This window comes from Leptospira broomii serovar Hurstbridge str. 5399, from assembly GCF_000243715.2.
GTDB classification, from domain to species: domain Bacteria; phylum Spirochaetota; class Leptospiria; order Leptospirales; family Leptospiraceae; genus Leptospira_B; species Leptospira_B broomii.
The window spans coordinates 1,745,475-1,763,227 of the sequence record NZ_AHMO02000008.1 but is presented as its reverse complement, the minus strand read 5'-3'; the positions used below and the strand labels follow the sequence as shown (position 1 = coordinate 1,763,227).

Below are 17,753 nucleotides of genomic sequence, written 5' to 3'. Positions count from 1 at the left end.
GAAAGAAAAAGTCGGAAGAAAACCATTATGCTAATTTAGAATACTAGTTTGAAAGGAACGAGAAAGAAAATTTCATTCGGAGTTGCTTCAAAGATTCCTATTTCAGCTATGACGCGTCAGGCGGAATCTCAGTTCCGCTCATTCTCTAAAGAAATCGTTTTTGGGAAAAAATAGCTGACAGGTTGCCAAACAGGGTCATTTATACAAATTAGGGCTCAATTTTTTTTGGGTCCTATCGTCGCTTCACACTTAAGTCCGGTACTAACGTAATCATTTCGTTAGGCCGGCTTTTTTTTGCCCGCTCGGTTTGCGGCGTTTTTTTGAATGTTCCTCGAATCTTGGGCATCGCGAAATAAAAAGGGCCGCCCTTGCGGGCAGCCCAGTTGTCGCTTCACACTTAAATCAAGCGCGAAGGGCTGAAGTCCGTTTAACGGATTACTTCTTTTCCTCTTTTTTGTGGTGCTCTTTTTTGTGGTGCTCTTTTTCGTGGTGCTCTTTTTTGCCTTCTTCTTTTTTAGGAGCTTCTTTTTTTTCTTCCGCGCTGAGAGCAAAAGCTGCAACAAGAGAGAGTGCCGTAACGGCGAGTAGAAGTTTTTTCATTGTGTTCTTCCTTTTTTAATTAGCCAATTTAGATCGTTCTAAGTCGGCATGGGATATGATAATTTCTAATGAAACCAAACGGCAACAATCAAAATTCACTATCCTATATAAAAAAATGCTAAATTGAATATCCGGTTTTCGAGCCAGAATCGGCAAAAAAAAGGCGAAAAAAAAACTTTCCAGTGGAACGAAACGAATCCCCGAAAAGGTCCTAGCGCAAAATTTATTTTGTCTCCAAAATCCAGGGGCTGGAAATAAATTTCCGAACCGAAAACCCCCTTAGATCGCCCGAATTTCGGCAAATAATGCTAGTTTAACAAGATTGCATCTTGAAACCACAGGATGTACGTTCTTGACTTCGGAACCTTCCAACTAGAACCTGTAACTTAGGGTTCCTTAGGGAAGTTCCTCCCATCCCGTCTCGTTTAGCGGGACGCCTAATCGCAATTCTGCTCCAATTTCCGCCGACTCGTGCGAACGGCCAAATTGGGTTCGTTCGGGATGGGATGAAAGAAGCCAATTTATCCGTCCGTTCCCGGAGGCCCGAACATCCCACATAAGGTTATCGAGAATGGATTTTGCACTGTCGGACGATCAGAGAGCTCTTCGGGATTTAGCCCGCGACTTTTCTAAGAATGAAATTCGCCCCAAAGCCGAGCATCATGATAAGACGGGGGAATACCCCTTACAAATTTTAAAAAAGGCCTGGGAAATCGGCCTTATGAATATTCATATCCCCGAGCAATACAACGGGGCGGGAATGAAAGAACTAGACGACGTAATCATAGGTGAAGAACTTTTCTGGGGTTGTTCGGCTATGGCGACGGCTATTTTAGCAAATAATCTGGCTTTGGCTCCGGTTCTAATCGGAGCCAGTGACGAGGTTCTAAAAAAATGGGTCCAGCCGATGACCGAGCAATTCCAACTTTGCGCTTACGCTGTGACGGAACCGGGCGCCGGTTCCGACGTAGCCGGAATTAGAACCACGGCAAGAAAAGTAGGCGACGAATATATTATTAACGGTTCCAAAATGTGGATTACCAACGCAGGTTATGCGGATTGGTTTTTTGTATTAACCAAAACGGATCCTGCGGCGGGTCATAAAGGGATTACCGGATTTATCGTTAGCTCAAAAACTCCGGGTGTAATCGTCGGTAAGAAAGAGTTGAATATGGGACAAAAATGCTCCGATACCCGTGGAATCACTTTCGAGGAAGTGAAGGTCCATAAAAGCCAGATGATCGGAAACGAAGGCGATGGGTTCAAAATCGCTATGGGGGCTTTTGACCACACCCGCCCTGGAGTAGCGATTGGAGCTGTCGGTGTGGCCAGAGCCGCCATGGAACATGCTTTAGAATATGCTAAAACTCGCGCGGCATTCGGAAAGCCGATTATTGAGAACCAATCCATTTCATTTATGATAGCGGAGATGGCCCGCGATATCGAAGCAGGAAGACTTCTTTGTTACCAAGCAGCTTGGTTGATCGACCAAGGATTTAGGAATACCTACCAGGCATCGATCGCCAAGGTATTCTGCGCGGATTCTTGTATGAGAATTACAACGGATGCTGTACAAGTTCTAGGCGGATACGGATTCAATTCGGAATACCCGGTGGAGAAACTGATGAGAGATGCTAAAATTTTCCAAATTTACGAAGGAACTTCGCAAATTCAACGTTTGATCATTTCCCGTTACCTATCCGAAGGAAAGGGAATCGAAGGACCGAACCTCTGAAGGAATTCTCCCTTACATACGACGAGTTTCTGAAGCGAACTCAGATCGGAAATTTAATTCCGATCTTTAAACAAGTGTTTCTGGATCTGGAAACTCCGGTCTCCCTATTTGCAAAATGGGGGGGAACCGAGGCTAAGCATTCCTTTCTTCTCGAATCCGTAGAAGGCGGCGAAAACGTAGGTCGCAATTCATTTTTGGGGAAGGAACCGTATCGCCTCATTTACGGAAAGAACGGCCTTTTTTATATTTCGAAACGGAACGAACCCGAGACCGAGATCATTACGTACGATCCCTTGTTTCTTTTGGAATATTCTATGGGGGACGACGTATACGTGCCGGATCATCGCCTTCCTGCCTTCCAAGGCGGAGCCGTAGGATTTCTATCTTATTCGTGCGTCCGCTATTACGAAAAAATACCGGACACGAAACCGGAAGACGAACCGTCACCCGATGCATATTTTGCATTGTACGACGAAGTTTTGGTAGTGGATCATGTGGATCGCTTATTAAGAATCGTTGTTAACGCCAGACTTTCCGACTTTGAGGATACCAAAGCTTGCTATGAAGCCACTCTCGCTAGAATCGATACGATCGAAAAAGATCTACGAGAGGGGGAAGTTCCAGGTTGGGTAAAGCATCCTCTGGAAACGACGGAGACTTTGGAATATCGCCCGAATATTCCCGACGAAGATTACAAGAAAGCAGTTCAAAAGGCGAAAGAATACATTTATGCTGGCGATATTTTTCAGGTAGTTCCTTCCAGAAAATTGGAGTTTCGTCCAGGAGTTCCTCCTTTTCAAGTATATCGCGGGCTAAGGACCGTGAATCCGAGTCCATATATGTATTTTCTCAAGCTGGACGATATTTCAATCGTAGGATCTTCTCCGGAAATCATGGTGAAGTGCAAAGATAGGAAAACATATCTGCGACCGATTGCCGGAACCCGTCCTCGCGGCGCCACTCCGGAGCTAGACAAGGCTTTGGAGGAGAATCTTCTTTCCGATCCCAAGGAAATCGCCGAACACATTATGCTGGTCGATTTAGGAAGAAACGATTTGGGAAGAGTTTGCGAGCCGGGATCCGTTCGCGTGGAAGATTTTAAAATCATCGAGCGATACTCGCACGTTATGCATATCGTCAGTCAATGCTACGGAGTATTGAAAGAGAATAAGACGGTATATGATCTTCTCCGGGCCACTTTACCGGCAGGTACCGTTTCGGGAGCTCCTAAAATTCGCGCCATGGAAATTATCGATGAGCTGGAGAGGACAAGGCGCGGAATTTATTCGGGAGCGTTAGGATACATTTCCTATGCAGGCGATACGGATATGGCGATCGTTATCCGGACTATTTCGTTTTATGGAGAAAAAGCTTTCATTCAAGCCGGAGGTGGAGTGGTTTATGATTCTTCTCCCGAAGGCGAACTCGAAGAAACAAAGAACAAAATGGCGGCACTTTTACGCGCGGTCGATTTTGCACGTAACGGACTCAAAGGAGAATGGAATAGATGATATTACTCATCGATAACTACGACTCCTTCACCTATAATCTGTATCAGTATTTTTGCCAAATTGGAAATCAGGTCGAAGTCTTTCGAAACGATAAAATAGATTTAAACCGGATTCTGGAATTGAACCCGAAAGGAATCGTATTGAGTCCGGGTCCCGGACGCCCGGAAGATTCCAGAGTGTGCTTGGATATTCTAAAAGAATTAAGTGGGAAGCTTCCGATATTGGGCGTGTGTCTGGGTCACCAGGCAATCGGACTAGTCTACGGGGGCAAAATCGTCAATGCTCCTAGCATTATGCACGGTAAAGTCAGTCTAATCGAGCACGACGGATTGGATATTTATAGCGGAATTCCATCTCCGTTTTTAGCGACTCGATATCACTCATTAGTCATTCAACCCGAAAGCCTTCCCAAAGATTTAGAAGTCTCGTCAAAGACTCAGGACGGAGTGATCATGGGAGTTCGCCATAAAACGAAAGTGAATCTTTTCGGAGTACAATTTCACCCGGAATCGATCATGACACAGAACGGCTTGGATATCGTTAGAAACTTCTCCAGGATCGTCGCCGAAACCTAAATCGATGAAAATATTTTTCCGTTTAATGGCCTATTCGGTACGATATAAGTATCGATTTACGCTGGGCATTCTTTTTGCTCTAATCACGGCTATCCTAAACGCTGTTTCCTTAACCGCAGTTATCCCCCTCTTCGATACGATGGGTGCGGACCCGAATACCCGTTTTCAATTCGAGCTGACTAAACCGGAGCAGGATATCCTTTTAAAGGAACGTTACCAAGGTTACGATAGCTTGGATGCAGTGGAGCGAGTTAAGAAAATTCTAATTGATGCGAAGCAATGGTCAAACGGTAGAACCAAGTATATGGAGCCTAAGGAAGTCGTCTGGGCCGTATGTTTACTTATACTTCCCGTTTACGGTTTGAAATTGATTTCCTATCTTGCTTCCGTCTTTTGCCTCGCAACGGCGGGTTATAGGGCAGTCAGGGATCTTCGTCAGGAACTTTTTGAAAAGAATCAAATCCTTCCCTTAACGTTTTTCTTTAAGGAAAAAACCGGGCTCTTAATGAGTCGAATCATCAACGATGTCGAAGTCGTTGCCGCCGTTATCTCGTCGAATTTTCGGGATGCAACTATCAATTTCTTTTATGTAGTCACTCATTTAATCGTTCTATTGTATCTAAATACCGAACTTTTATTGATCGCGTGCGCCGCAGTCCCGGTGATCATCCTTCCCGTTACCTTATTTACTAAAAAAATCACTAAATCGACGGAAAGACTTCAAGAGAAAATGGCGGACTTGAACGCCAATTTACAAGAAATGATTTCCGGAATTAAAGTGATTCGCATATTCCACACCGAACAATTCGAAAAGGAAAAATTCAAAAAAATAAATCAAAACGTTTATAGACGTAATTTTAAAGGACAGTATTATCTTCAAGTCGCTCCCAATCTAGTCGAGCTTACTTCCTCGCTAGTCGTTCTAGGTTTCTTTGCTTTAGGAGCTAAGTTCATATTTTCAGGAACCGGACCGTCGCGCTTTTCTACCGGCGACTTCATGGCCTTCCTTTTAACATTATTGTTCCTACTCAGACCCTTGACTCAGCTTTCTCAAATGGTGGGAAAAGTATCGCAATCCATTTCGGCAGGACGACGCATCTTCGAAATCGTGGATTTAGAAACGGAAGACCATAGCGAAATCGCGAAAGTGGATTCGTTTACATTACGGGATTCCATTCGGTTTAAAAATGTGACCTTCGCGTATCCGGGAACGAGTACCGAAGTTTTAAAAGACATTAATTTGAACGTTAAGGTTGGCGAAACGATCGCAATCGTCGGGGCAAGCGGCTGCGGAAAATCCACCTTAATGGATTTGATACCTAGATTTTTCGACCCTAGCTCCGGCTTCATAGAATTCGACGGTTTTAATATCAAAGATCTTTCCTTATCCGATTTGCGTAAAAAAATCGGCATCGTAACCCAAGATATCTTTCTTTTTCACGGAACCGTAATGGATAATATTTCATACGGAAGACCTGGAGCGAATCGTAAAGACGTGATCCGAGCCGCCAGATTGGCGCACGCCCACGATTTCATTAAAAAAATGGATCGAGGATACGATAGCATTCTAGGTGTCAGAGGTTTAAACTTATCCGGAGGACAACGCCAACGTCTCGTAATAGCGAGAGCCTTATTACGAAATCCTGAAATTATGATTTTAGACGAAGCGACCTCTGCATTGGATGTGGAGTCGGAACGCTTGGTAAGCGACGCACTCCGTCGGTTATTCGCGAATCGAACCACATTCGTAATTGCGCATCGTTTATCTACGATCAAAGACATACCCAGAATCATTGTCATGGATAATGGGCGCATTGTCGAAGAGGGAAATCATATTTCACTAATGGATCAAAACGGAATTTATCGTAAACTAACCGATAACCAATATGCGGGAGCGGGAATTTTGCCTTGAAGCCTTTAATACTAGTAGTCGACGATAACGACCGATATGCCAATAATCTAAAGACATATTTGGAAAATCTGAAATGCGACGTTCTTCGCGCAGTCGACGCCGCGCAAGGATGGGAATATTATGCGAAGAATAAGGATAAACTCTCCGCTGTGATTACCGATATTACCATGGAAACCCAAACGTCGGGTTTATGGTTGATCCGACGCATTCACAAAGACGGTTTTAAGGGAATTAAGGTAATTGCAACAACGGGTTTCGACGTCTTCGGAGTCATGGCGATAAGTCGATTAGTGTTACCGACCTTTGCAGGAATCAGCTTCATGGTTCCTAAAGTTCCTTTGAAAGCCGGAAAAGTCTTAATGCTTCCTACCGGCTTGATTCAAGAATCGTTCGAACTCTCGATCCGCAAATAGTCCTCCTGCCGATCCGCGGCCGACCTCAATCAAAAAAAATCCATTTAAGCATTCTTCTTAAAAGTCGACGAAGGATAGAATCATGATACTTCAGTCAAAGCTAAAGAGGTCCATTATTTTATAATTTCGTAATTCTTACGAAATATGAATGTTTACTCAAATCATCTTCCCATCGATAACAAAAGATTATTCCAGGATTACATTACGGTTTATTTATTTTTCTTTTTAAATTTAACGAACGATAGTTAACTAACCGATGTTAGTTAACTATCGTTCGTTAGCTTAAATTGTGTACAAACAAATTAGAAATTAAGAAAAACATTGAGTTGTAGCAATCGCTAAATCATTAAGAACGGTGTTCAATTCTTCGTATTTAATTTTTAACGACAGGAATTCATTTTTTTCTTGAAATTCGCTATAGCGAAAGACCACTAAACTTGGATGGTTGAATTTTAAACGATTTCAGCATCCTTGGATGTTAAAATGAAAGCGAATTATACTAGTACGCATGCTTTTATCGAAGAACCGCTATCGATCTTCAAATTTCTATCTTTAAATAAATCTAAAGTATTTTCGATCTTCGGCGGACAAGGTTCGGATGCATTACCTGAACTTCGGTCGTTCTATGAGGAAGGAAACTTCCATAAGGATTTTTTCGAAGTCGTTTTTACCACGCTAGAAGAAGAGTTCGCTACCTTAACCAAGGATAGAGCCAATGCCTGTCTTCCACAGGGATTCCATCTATCCGAATGGTTAAAGCAGCCGGAACTTACGCCGACTTCATCCCAATTATCTCTCTGCTCTTATAGCGTACCGTTAATATTCATCACTCAAGCTGCAGGTTTATTCCGATTTCTAAAAGAAGAGGGGCACTGGGAATTACTAAGATCGAATGTTTCCGGAATTTGCGGTCATTCTCAGGGAGTTTATGCAGGGCTTCTGCTTTCCGTTTCCAAAAATAGGGAATCATTCCTTAAAAACCTTTCTCTCGTACTCCGAGCTATATTACACTTAGCGATACGCTCGCAAGAAGAATTTCCGATACTGGAGATCGACGCTTCTTACAAAAGATTCATAAAATCCGGCGAACATCCGTCTCCGATGGCAGCCCTTCAGGCCGAAGTGAATCATCTTATTTCTATTTTAGAAAAATTTAATTCTGAAAGAACTGCCGAGGATACGGTCTATCTCGGTCTTCAAAATTCGGAGCGCTCCGTCGTTTTATGCGGATCAGCGGAATCGTTATTGGAATTTCGGGAGATCCTATCGCGCTCTAGTTTTCCCGATTTAGATTCTTGGATGTTCCTCAATATTTCGGCGCCCTTTCACTGCCAGTTATTGCGAAGAGTTCCGGTTCTCCTGGAAGAAGATTTAAAACGGATCGGATTCGATCCGAAACCGGAAGATTTGGAGATCCCGTTATACGATACTCGAGACGGAAAAAATCTAAAGGAAGAAACCGGCATAGCGTTATCTCTCGCGAGAATGGTAGTTGCCGACCCTTTGGATTGGAAAGCTTGTACGAAAGAGTTTCAGTCCGGCGCAGAGAAGGTTCTTTTACTTTCCTTCGGTCCAGGAACGGGAATCGATAAGATTTGTGCCTCGAATTTGCGGGGTAAATCCTTCTTGATAGAGAATTTAGAGAGAGACGAATCGTTTCGTTCCTTTCAAAAATCGAGTTCATTAAGTTTTCCTAAATCTTGGGAGGAATTTGCCCCGGAAATAGTAAGGTTGCCCGAAGGAAAAGAATTTCTACGCAATGCCTATTCCGTATGGGCGGAACATCCCCCAATATTCGGCGGAGGTATGACTCCTTCGACGGTCGAGCCGGACATTGTCATCGCCGCTACGAAAGAAGGATATCTAGTTGAGTGGGCCGGAGGTGGTCAAGTCACCGAAGAAATTTTTCGGAACCGAATGGAGAGGTTTCGACGCGAATTACCGGCGGGAAAGAAAATCGTTATCAATCTTCTCTATCTGGACGCTTATCTCTGGAACCTACAAGTTCCCTTGGTAAAGAAATTAAAATCGGAAGGAGCTCCGATAGAAGGAGTCACAATCTCAGCCGGTATTCCCGATACGGATGAAGCGGTTCGAATCATTAAAGATTTTGAATCTCATGGAATTTGGCTGAATTCCTTCAAGCCGGGAACTAAAACCCAAATACAGCAGGTTATTTCCATCGCAAAAAAAATTCCCGAGTCTACGATTTTGATGCAGATAGAAGGCGGCGCTGCCGGCGGTCACCATAGCTGGGAAGATTTGGAAGAACTAGTGGCTTCCATGTATGCGGAAATACGGAACACTCAAAATCTGATTCTTGCCGTTGGAGGCGGAATAGCCGAACCGGAAGACGCGAGACGTTGGTTGTTCGGAACTTGGGCAAAGCAACGAGTCATGCCTGTCGATGCGGTATTTCTTGGTACAAGGTTAATGTCCGCAAAGGAATGCGCGACTTCGGATAAAATCAAACAATCATTAGTGGACCTATCGGGCTCTATCGAATGGCAAACTACAAAAGACGGAAAAATCGCAGGAGGTGTGCTATCGGGTAGATCCGGATTGGGCGCCGATATCTATTACGCGCATAATACCTGGACAAAGGTTTCCGCATTGGCAGAAGAATTGACGAAGGGCAAGGAGCCGGAAGAAGCCCGACAAAACGTTCTTAACCGCAAAGAAGAACTTATCTCGCTTATTAACTCTACCGCAAAACCGTATTTCGGTGATCTAGAGAAAATGACCTATACCGAAGTATTAACCAGGTATATCGAACTTACTTGTCCCGGGGAAAGACTCGTTTCACCGGAAGGAGAATGGCCGGATCACCCTTTTATAGATCGCAGCTTTAGATCAAGACTGGAGGAATTACTCTACCGCTTCGAAGAGAGAATTCTAACCTTCGACGAAAAAGTTCATTATTCAGTATTAATTGATCCGGAAGAATTGAAAAAGCCGAAAGATATATTAAATAAATGGAAAGTTATATATCCTGACGGCAGTAAAAAGCTTCTCCTGCCAGAAGATCGAATTTTCTTTTTAGATGTTTGTAAACGTCCCGGCAAACCGGTTAATTTCGTTCCTGTTTTGGATGAGGATCTCGTAAAGTGGATTCGCTCCGACTCTCTCTGGTATTCCCATTGTATGGGAATGGATCCTGACGCATGCGCGTGGATTCCGGGACCGAAAGCCGTTTCAGGAATCCGAATATTGGATCAACCTGTAGCTTCGATATTTACCGACTTTATAAATGGCATTCAACCTGAAAGTAAAGTTAGAAGAATCGATTGGTCCGACTTATTCAACAATAATGATTTTACTCCGGGAAATTTGGAATTTCGAGATTCGGATTCCGGTCTCGGCGGAAGTTTTAAAATTCCTCAAGAATTCGATATTAACCCTCAGGATTGGATCCGATGGCTTTCTAAACTTGGCAAAGGATTTCTTTCCGGAGTGTTAAGTTCGCCTAGAATCGGAAGAGAAATGACTGATCTGCCTCTCTTTTTCGAAGCGAAAGCGGCAAGGACATATTCTTGGGAAATCAGTCCCTCTAAAGAATTGATTTTACTTAGGGTTTATGAGGGAGAAAATCTTAAAATAGAGTTACGGTTGATAGATCCGATTTCAGCCCAACTAGAAATATTCTTCTCACGCCCGGGCGATAACTTATCAATTCCATTTAAAAGACGTTTCTATCTCTCGACCGACCGGGAATCCTTTATCAACGAGGACGTCGAATTCCGAAGTAAATCGATATCGGATTTCTATTCCAAATCATGGAAAATCGATCATTCTATTCTTAAAACTACGTCCGACTTTCCCGAATTAAATTCCGAAACAGTACTTGATCGCGAGAGCATTCTGAATTTTAGAAAAGCGACCGGTGAACTGCGAAGAATCGATTTACGCGCGGAGCCCGTGCCGTCGTTAGGAATGGGCGTCACATTCGCTTGGAAGATCCTGATGGCTCCTTTATTTATATTTAAGGATGTTAATCTTTTCAGACTTTTGCATCTTTCCCAATCCTTCAAATGGAATAAAATTGCAGGCGAATTAAAACCGGGCGACCGAATCCGATCTTCAGTTCGTTTAGCAAGAGCAAGTAAGTCTCCTGTTGGAACGGAGTTGCTCATTACTGGAACCGTTTATCGGGAAGACCAATTTATCTGCTCTTTCGAAACCGGATTCCTAATTCGGGGATTGTTCGGGTCCATTCCCTATTTCGACTCCGTACCAATACGGAAAACCGTCGAAATCAAATCGGTTGCACAAGCACATGTCGTTTCATCTTTGCCTTGGATTACTAAATTAAAATCTTCTAAAGAACTTGAAGTCGGATCTATTCTAAGATTTTCCAGCAAAGAAAAACTTAGAAAGGAAACGGATTTTCGCACAACGACTTACATTGTCGAAGGAAAGATCGAGAAGCGATCTTCGACGGGCTTTGAACCGTGGGGGACCTTCAAATTGGACGAACGGCTTACTTCCAATCAGAGCTCGTCTTTGGATCGATTCTTTTTATCCTTCGCGGAAGCCGAGTCGGAAATACCTCTACCGAAATCGTATCGAATCCTTTCAGACATAGTCACTGCGCCGTCGGATATGGGCGACTATTCGGCTGCATCCGGAGACACGAATCCGATTCATACCGATGACGACTTTGCTCGAATCGGAGGTTGGGATCAACGAATCGTCCACGGGTTATGGACGTCCTCGCAAGTATTGAAACTATTAACTCGGGACGTATGCGGAGGAGATTCTTCTAGATTACTTTCTCTAGAAGAATCCTTCGAAGCCCCCGTTTATCTTCAAGAAGAATTGCGCATCGAAGCATTTCATATCTCCCAACTTAAGGGAAATATGATTCTTGAAATAAAAGTCGAGAATCGAAATGGAGAAAGTAAACTTTCGGCAAAAGCGGTTATCGCTCCGCCAAAGACCGGTTACGTTTTTACGGGCCAAGGTTCTCAATCCCAGGGTATGGGTCTCAAACTTATGGAAGAATTTTCCGAGGCGCGAAAAGTCTGGGAGCGAGCGGAGAAAACAGTAACCGAAGAATTAGGGTTTTCGCTGTTGGAAATCGTAAGAGATAACCCGATTTCGTTGCGAGTCGGAAACAAAACCTGGACGCATCCCAAGGGTGTTTTGCATCTTACCCAATTTACCCAAGTAGCGTTAGTAACCAAATCCATGGCCGATTGGGAGATCCTTAAAGGTAGGGGATATCTAGTACCGGACGCTCCGTTTGCCGGACATTCCTTGGGAGAATTCTCCTCCCTATCAGCGAGAGGATTTCTCGGATTAGAGAACGTTATACGAATTGTTTATGGTCGAGGACTTACCATGCAAGAGCTGGTTCCTCGCGATTCTGAAGGTAGAAGCCCTTACGGAATGAGCGTGGTTCTCGGAAATCGACATGTGGGGTTAACCGAAGAAAGAATCCTTGAAGTTGTGGAACAGATTCGCGTAAGTACGGGACTCCATCTTGAAGTAGTAAACTTGAATATTCGAGATAAACAATATTCAGTTACCGGGGATCTAAAGGCTTTATCCGAAATGGAAGCCAAATTTAAGGAAATCGTAAGGGGCAAAAAAACGACGATTCGATTGGAAGGAATCGACGTGCCGTTTCATTCTAGAGTTTTAGTTTCCGGCGTCGCCGAATTCAGGCACACGTTGGAATCGAACGTTCCTGCTAGCTCGGATTTCTCCGAATTGGATGGAACATACATACCGAACTTAGTCGCGAAACCGTTTTCCATTCAAGAGGAGTTCCTCAGACTCGTTTCGGAAACGTCCGGAAGTCCGATACTTTCCAAAATCTTAACGGATTCACGTAAAGCCGTATCCGATTCGGAACTTCGTCGACTGCTTTTGATCGAATTACTTGCTTATCAGTTTGCGATGCCTGTTCAATGGATCAAAACGCAGGACGTTTTATTCGAAGAATTAAAAGTGCGAAGATTGATAGACTTGGGAGCTCGAGGCGATCTAGCGGGGATGGCACGTCAGACGATCCGAGAAGTGCCGGATCATTCTTCTTACGAAATCCTTCATGTTGAAGAAAATAGAAATTCGGTCTTCTATGAATCGGAGGATGTCTCAGAGGCCATCTGGAGTCCTATTCAACAACCTGCTCAATCCAACATTGCGGCGGAAACCTCGGTATCGGAGAATCCGCGACATATAACGAAGAACATCGTCGAGTCCGAGCCTGATCGTTCTTCACATGAAACGGATTTAGGAAGCGGTGACGAAGCATCGGTGAGTTTGGATAGAAAAGATGCTTTATTATCGCTACTCTCCCTAAAGGCCGGAGTTCGACCCGACGAGATTTCGGAAGAAGAAACCGTCGATACATTATTCGGTGGTAACTCGTCGAAGAGAAATCAAGTCATGGCTGATTTAGGCGCGGAATTTCGTACACCTAGCCTGGACGGAGGACATGAAAAGCCGATTCGGGAACTGAATCGGCTGTTAAGCGAACAGTCCCAATATACTCAGCCTGGTCCTTATTTACGAACCGCGTTCGAGGAGACCCTCAAAAAGCACTTCCCACCCGACTTCGGAAGGACTGAAGTTTTCCGTCATTTGAAGAAAGAAAGAGGACTTTCAGAATCCGGAATATTCGCAATCAGTGTTTTTTTACCTTTATTCGTTAGAGACGGAGAGTCTATTCGCAAAGGTCCTTTAAGCTCGATAGCAATCCCTTCCCGAATCGGCAGTGCAAAAGAAGCCGCTCGATGGTTGGACAAAGCTGTGGACATTTTCGCACAAAGCAAGGGAATTAGAATTCATAAGGCTTCTTCCGCAAAAGGTGGTCAGGGCGGCGCTAAAATTGACGCCGCAGCCTTGGAAGAATTGGAACGTAAATATTTCGGCGCCGAAGGCGTATTCGGCAAGAACATCCGAGATCTTAGAAGCAGGCTTCTAGGCGAAGATCCGTTCGCACAATATTTAATACGCGATTTAGATCTTCTTAAGATTGCGAGAGAACGGAATTCCGCGCAAAGCGAGATCCCGCCGATTTTCGATGAAAAAAAGATCGTCGCTTTCAGAAATTCAAGTCAATGGGCTAAGAAAAAACTTCTTCAACTATTAACCGAAATCGCCGATGGAAGACGAACTCATATAACGTTAAAAGAGCAGACCTATCTTTCCAATCATCGATCGCCTTTGCTTTCCGAAGTATACGAATATTGGAATAAGTCGGAAGAATTTTCAAAAATTCAAACGGAGGAGTTAAGAAATTCTCTCGAACGATCCTTGCGGGAAAAAGACAAAACATCGCCTTCTTTACCGATCTTTAAAGTAGAATCTACGATTCTTCGCCCTCGTCTGGAAATCGCCGACGACGGCGGATGGAATTACTCGGAGGAAGAACAACAGGTAAACATTAAAGAATTCTTAAAATCTAAAATTTCTTTAAAAACAAGTCCCGATTTCGGAAATAACTTCGATTCAAATTCCTCTTTCATGAATTCTTTCGAAGAGGTTTTAAGTTCCGTCGTTTCGGAAGGAATTAGCTTTACCGGAAGGAAAGTCTTAGTAACGGGAGCCGGTCCTAATTCAATCGCCCTCGAAACCGTTCAGGGGTTGTTGGCGGGTGGAGCGGACGTAGTTCTAACGACTACCTCCTACTCATCGCAAAAAGTTCGTCTTTATAAGCGGATCTTTCAAGAGTACGGTTCGCCCGGAGCTTCTTTGCAAATCGTACCGTTTTCGCAAGGTTCGTTGGATGACATTCGCTCCTTATCGGAATGGCTTACGGCAAAAAATTGGGAACCGGATTTACTTCTACCCTTCGGCGCTATCGGCGAGGAAAATGCGGCTTCGCAATTGGATTCTTCTTCCCTAGTTTCCTTGCAAGTCATGCTGTTAGGAGTCGAAAAATTGATCGGGGTATTAGGACGTTCTCGTCGTTCGTTAGGTTCCGACGCTTCTCCTTTAAACGTAATTCTGCCTTTGTCACCGAATCATGGAATCTTCGGAAAAGACGGATTATACGCCGAAACAAAATTAGGCTTGGAAGCCCTCTTTAGAAAGAAATTTTCGGAATCAGAAGATTGGGGTAAGAATACTAGAATCATCGGCTGCGTGATAGGTTGGGTTCGGGGAACAGGTTTAATGGAAGCCAATGATTTGGTCGCCGAAGCCCTGGAAAGAGAAACGAACGTTTTTACTTTCTCCAAACGGGAAATGGGAACCCTAATTTCCGGATTGGCATATTATACGTTCAATAATCGTAAAATAGATATTCTTAAAGCTTATTTTACGGGAGGCTTAGAATCTCAGCCGAATCTAGGAGCGACACTGTCGAAAATAAGATCCAATATCATATTAGAAGCCAAGAATAAACGAGAATCCAGCCAGCTTTTTTCGGAAATACTTCCGAAAAAAACCGAAACAAAGCGAATTCATCCGTTACCAAAGGAAGTCTTTTCTTTTCCATCCATACCGACGGATCGCGAATTAAAGTCCTATGGGGATCTCACACATTTGAACCCGGCAAATCTAATATGCGTAGTCGGATTCGCGGAAATAGGCCCCGGAGGAAATTCGGTTAGTCGTTGGGAGTTGGAAAAAAGCGGGATACTATCTCTGGAAGGAGCATTAGAACTCGCGTGGACGATGGGAATGGTAAAATACCAAGCTTCCGATAAAGGAAGATCCTGGACGGACGCCGAAACCGGAGAAGCAATCCAAGAATGGGAAGCAAAGAGTAGATACGAAAAAACAATATTAGAAAATACTGGTATTCGATTCATCGATGCTTCTTCTCGCGGATTCGATCCGAATTCCCTTATTTCCTTCGTAGACGTCGTTTTGGAGGAGGATTTTTTCCTTCCCGTTTCCAACAGTTCGGAAGCGGAAGATTTTCACCGAGCTGAACCCGAGTCCACCGAAGTATATTTTGATTCCGAAAAAGACAAATGGTTCATTAAGAGGAAAAAAGGAAGCCTAATCAAAGTGAAGAAAGCTTTGGGTGTGAACCGTAAGGTTGCCGGACAGATTCCAAAAGGATGGGATCCGACAAGATACGGTTTACCGAAAGATTTAACGAAGCAAGTCGATGAGATCACTTTATACAATCTATACTGTACTTGCGAGGCCTTCTTACGCTCGGGTATGGAACCTCTGGAGCTTTATTCGTACCTTCATCCCGGCTTAGTCGGTTCGACCGTCGGATCCGGAATGGGCGGTATGAGCAAAATGAAGCGTATGTTTCAAGATTTTCTTTTGGGACAAGAAAGGCAGCACGATGCACTTCAAGAATCCTTAATAAACGTCACGGCCGCATGGGCCTTAACTTCATACGTAGGCGCCTATGGACCGGTTCAAACTCCGGTTGCGGCATGTGCCACTGCCGGAGTTTCCTTGGAAATGGCAATGAACATCATTCGCGACGGAAAAGCGCGATTCATGTTGGCGGGTGCTTTTGACGACTTCTCCGAAGAAGGTTTGATCGGATTCGGAGACATGCAGGCTACCGCTGATAGCGTCGAGATGGAAGCTTCAGGAATAGCGGCCTCCGGAATATGCAGACCGAATGATATTCGTCGAAACGGATTCGTGGAAGCGCACGGAGGCGGAGTCGTCCTATTAGCGCGCGGAGATTTAGCATTGCAAGCCGGTCTCCCAGTTTATGGAATACTTGCGTATGCCGGTTCTAAAACGGACGGAATTCAAGCCTCTATCCCAGCCCCTGGACTCGGTTTACTTTCGTTAGGCGCAGAATCGAAAGGAACTTCCCAAGTCTGGAACGTCGAGCAAAGAAAAAAAGCGATAGCAAGCTGGAATCAGGAAAAGGAAAGAATGATCTCTTCCTTTGGCGAAGGCGGTAAGGAACTTTTCGACGAAGTTCAAACTTTGCTTTCAGGCAAATTTCAACCGGGCGGACATGATATCTCTCCTATTCGATCTGCATTAGCAGTCTTCGGCCTCACTGCAGACGATATCGGAGTTGCATACAAACATGATACTTCGACCAAAGCAAACGACAAGAATGAGAACAAACTTTTGTATTCTCTTCTTAGCAAATTAGGTAGGACTCCGGGAAATTTACTTCCGATCGTTTCACAAAAATCGTTAACCGGACACTCTAAAGGAGGGGCCGCCGCATGGCAAACGGTCGGAGTTCTTCAAACATTGGAAGAAGGTATTGTGACGGGTAATCGAAACTTGGAAGAGGTTGATCCTGACATGAACGCATTCTCTTTCTTGACCTTTACGGACCAATCGATTCGCTATGGAAAGCATAAACTCAAGGCAGGGATGCTAACTACTTTAGGTTTCGGACATGTGGGAGCATTGTGCCTCTTAGTGCATTCAGATTTCTTCCTAGCGTCTCTGAGTCCCGAACAAAGACAGAATTATCTTTCTATTCGAAACGAAAGGGAAATTACGGGAAGAAATCGATATCACGAAATTCGAATGGGAATCGGAAAGCCGATGTACGAGAGGAAAACGAAATCCTATTTCGAAGAAGAGGAAGTCTCGCTTTTATTGGACTCTTCTTTCAGAGGAGCAAAATCGTCGGTACCGCCAAAATGACTTCGGAATTGGACAGAGAGATTTCCGAGGTATGTCAACCTATCTCGCCCGACATTTCCGTAGGAGTGGATCTGGTTTTTATTCCGGAATTTAGGGAAGCGTTAGCGGAGCCGGGGACGGTTTTCTTTAAAGAAACTTTTACCGATTGGGAAAGAGCAAAAGCAGATACGAAACCGGCTCTACAGAGGGCGACGTATTACGCGGGAAGATACGCCGCAAAAGAAGCGTTGATCAAAGCGTTAGACGGGCCTCGTCTCCATTTAGATGCTGCGTTTCGACCCAATTATATCGAGATCGAAGTGCGCAATGATAACTACGGTCGCCCTTATTTTCGATTTTACGGGATTCTTTCTGATTATATGGAAAAAATAAAATCTTCCTGTATTCGAATCAGCATAACTCACGCAGGAGACTACGCATTTTCGGAAGTTCTCCTAGCACTTTAGGAAATTG

Annotated in this window: 8 protein-coding genes; 7 read left to right on the top strand and 1 reads right to left on the bottom strand. The window is 44.2% G+C overall.

Translation table 11 applies throughout. The annotated features are described in order from the left end of the window. Window positions 1-435: 435 nt before the first annotated feature. Window positions 436-600, bottom strand: coding sequence for a hypothetical protein (locus LEP1GSC050_RS21000; RefSeq protein WP_020987780.1), 165 nt, complete (start codon window positions 598-600; stop codon window positions 436-438). Between the two features lie 571 nt (window positions 601-1,171). Here LEP1GSC050_RS21000 and LEP1GSC050_RS13775 point away from each other — a divergent pair. The 7 genes from LEP1GSC050_RS13775 (at window position 1,172) to LEP1GSC050_RS13745 (ending at window position 17,746) form a co-directional block, all read left to right on the top strand. Then, window positions 1,172-2,335 (top strand): acyl-CoA dehydrogenase family protein, encoded by a 1,164-nt coding sequence (locus LEP1GSC050_RS13775; protein WP_010571788.1) that lies wholly within the window; start codon window positions 1,172-1,174, stop codon window positions 2,333-2,335. Between the two features lie 86 nt (window positions 2,336-2,421). Continuing rightward, window positions 2,422-3,846 (top strand): anthranilate synthase component I, encoded by a 1,425-nt coding sequence (gene trpE / locus LEP1GSC050_RS13770; protein WP_040911715.1) that lies wholly within the window; start codon window positions 2,422-2,424, stop codon window positions 3,844-3,846. After that, window positions 3,843-4,421 carry an anthranilate synthase component II gene (locus tag LEP1GSC050_RS13765; RefSeq protein WP_010571786.1) on the top strand — a complete coding sequence of 193 codons (579 nt, stop codon included), beginning with the start codon at window positions 3,843-3,845 and terminating at the stop codon, window positions 4,419-4,421. Before trpE ends, LEP1GSC050_RS13765 begins: the two co-directional genes overlap by 4 nt. A gap of 4 nt (window positions 4,422-4,425) precedes the next feature. Continuing rightward, window positions 4,426-6,333: an ABC transporter ATP-binding protein gene (locus LEP1GSC050_RS13760; protein ID WP_010571785.1), complete on the top strand. Its 1,908-nt coding sequence runs from the start codon at window positions 4,426-4,428 to the stop codon at window positions 6,331-6,333. Continuing rightward, window positions 6,330-6,746, top strand: coding sequence for a response regulator (locus LEP1GSC050_RS13755; RefSeq protein ID WP_010571784.1), 417 nt, complete (start codon window positions 6,330-6,332; stop codon window positions 6,744-6,746). Before LEP1GSC050_RS13760 ends, LEP1GSC050_RS13755 begins: the two co-directional genes overlap by 4 nt. A gap of 483 nt (window positions 6,747-7,229) precedes the next feature. After that, window positions 7,230-17,300 carry a type I polyketide synthase gene (locus tag LEP1GSC050_RS13750; RefSeq protein ID WP_010571783.1) on the top strand — a complete coding sequence of 3,357 codons (10,071 nt, stop codon included), beginning with the start codon at window positions 7,230-7,232 and terminating at the stop codon, window positions 17,298-17,300. Beyond that, window positions 17,297-17,746 carry a holo-ACP synthase gene (locus LEP1GSC050_RS13745; RefSeq protein WP_010571782.1) on the top strand — a complete coding sequence of 150 codons (450 nt, stop codon included), beginning with the start codon at window positions 17,297-17,299 and terminating at the stop codon, window positions 17,744-17,746. Before LEP1GSC050_RS13750 ends, LEP1GSC050_RS13745 begins: the two co-directional genes overlap by 4 nt. The last annotated feature ends 7 nt before the right edge of the window (window positions 17,747-17,753 follow it).

Coding starts and splice junctions, on each gene's coding strand:
- LEP1GSC050_RS21000 (WP_020987780.1), bottom strand. CDS start 600: ATGAAAAAACTTCTACTCGCCGTTACGGCACTCTCTCTTGTTGCAGCT.
- LEP1GSC050_RS13775 (WP_010571788.1), top strand. CDS start 1,172: ATGGATTTTGCACTGTCGGACGATCAGAGAGCTCTTCGGGATTTAGCC.
- LEP1GSC050_RS13765 (WP_010571786.1), top strand. CDS start 3,843: ATGATATTACTCATCGATAACTACGACTCCTTCACCTATAATCTGTAT.
- LEP1GSC050_RS13760 (WP_010571785.1), top strand. CDS start 4,426: ATGAAAATATTTTTCCGTTTAATGGCCTATTCGGTACGATATAAGTAT.
- LEP1GSC050_RS13750 (WP_010571783.1), top strand. CDS start 7,230: ATGAAAGCGAATTATACTAGTACGCATGCTTTTATCGAAGAACCGCTA.
- LEP1GSC050_RS13745 (WP_010571782.1), top strand. CDS start 17,297: ATGACTTCGGAATTGGACAGAGAGATTTCCGAGGTATGTCAACCTATC.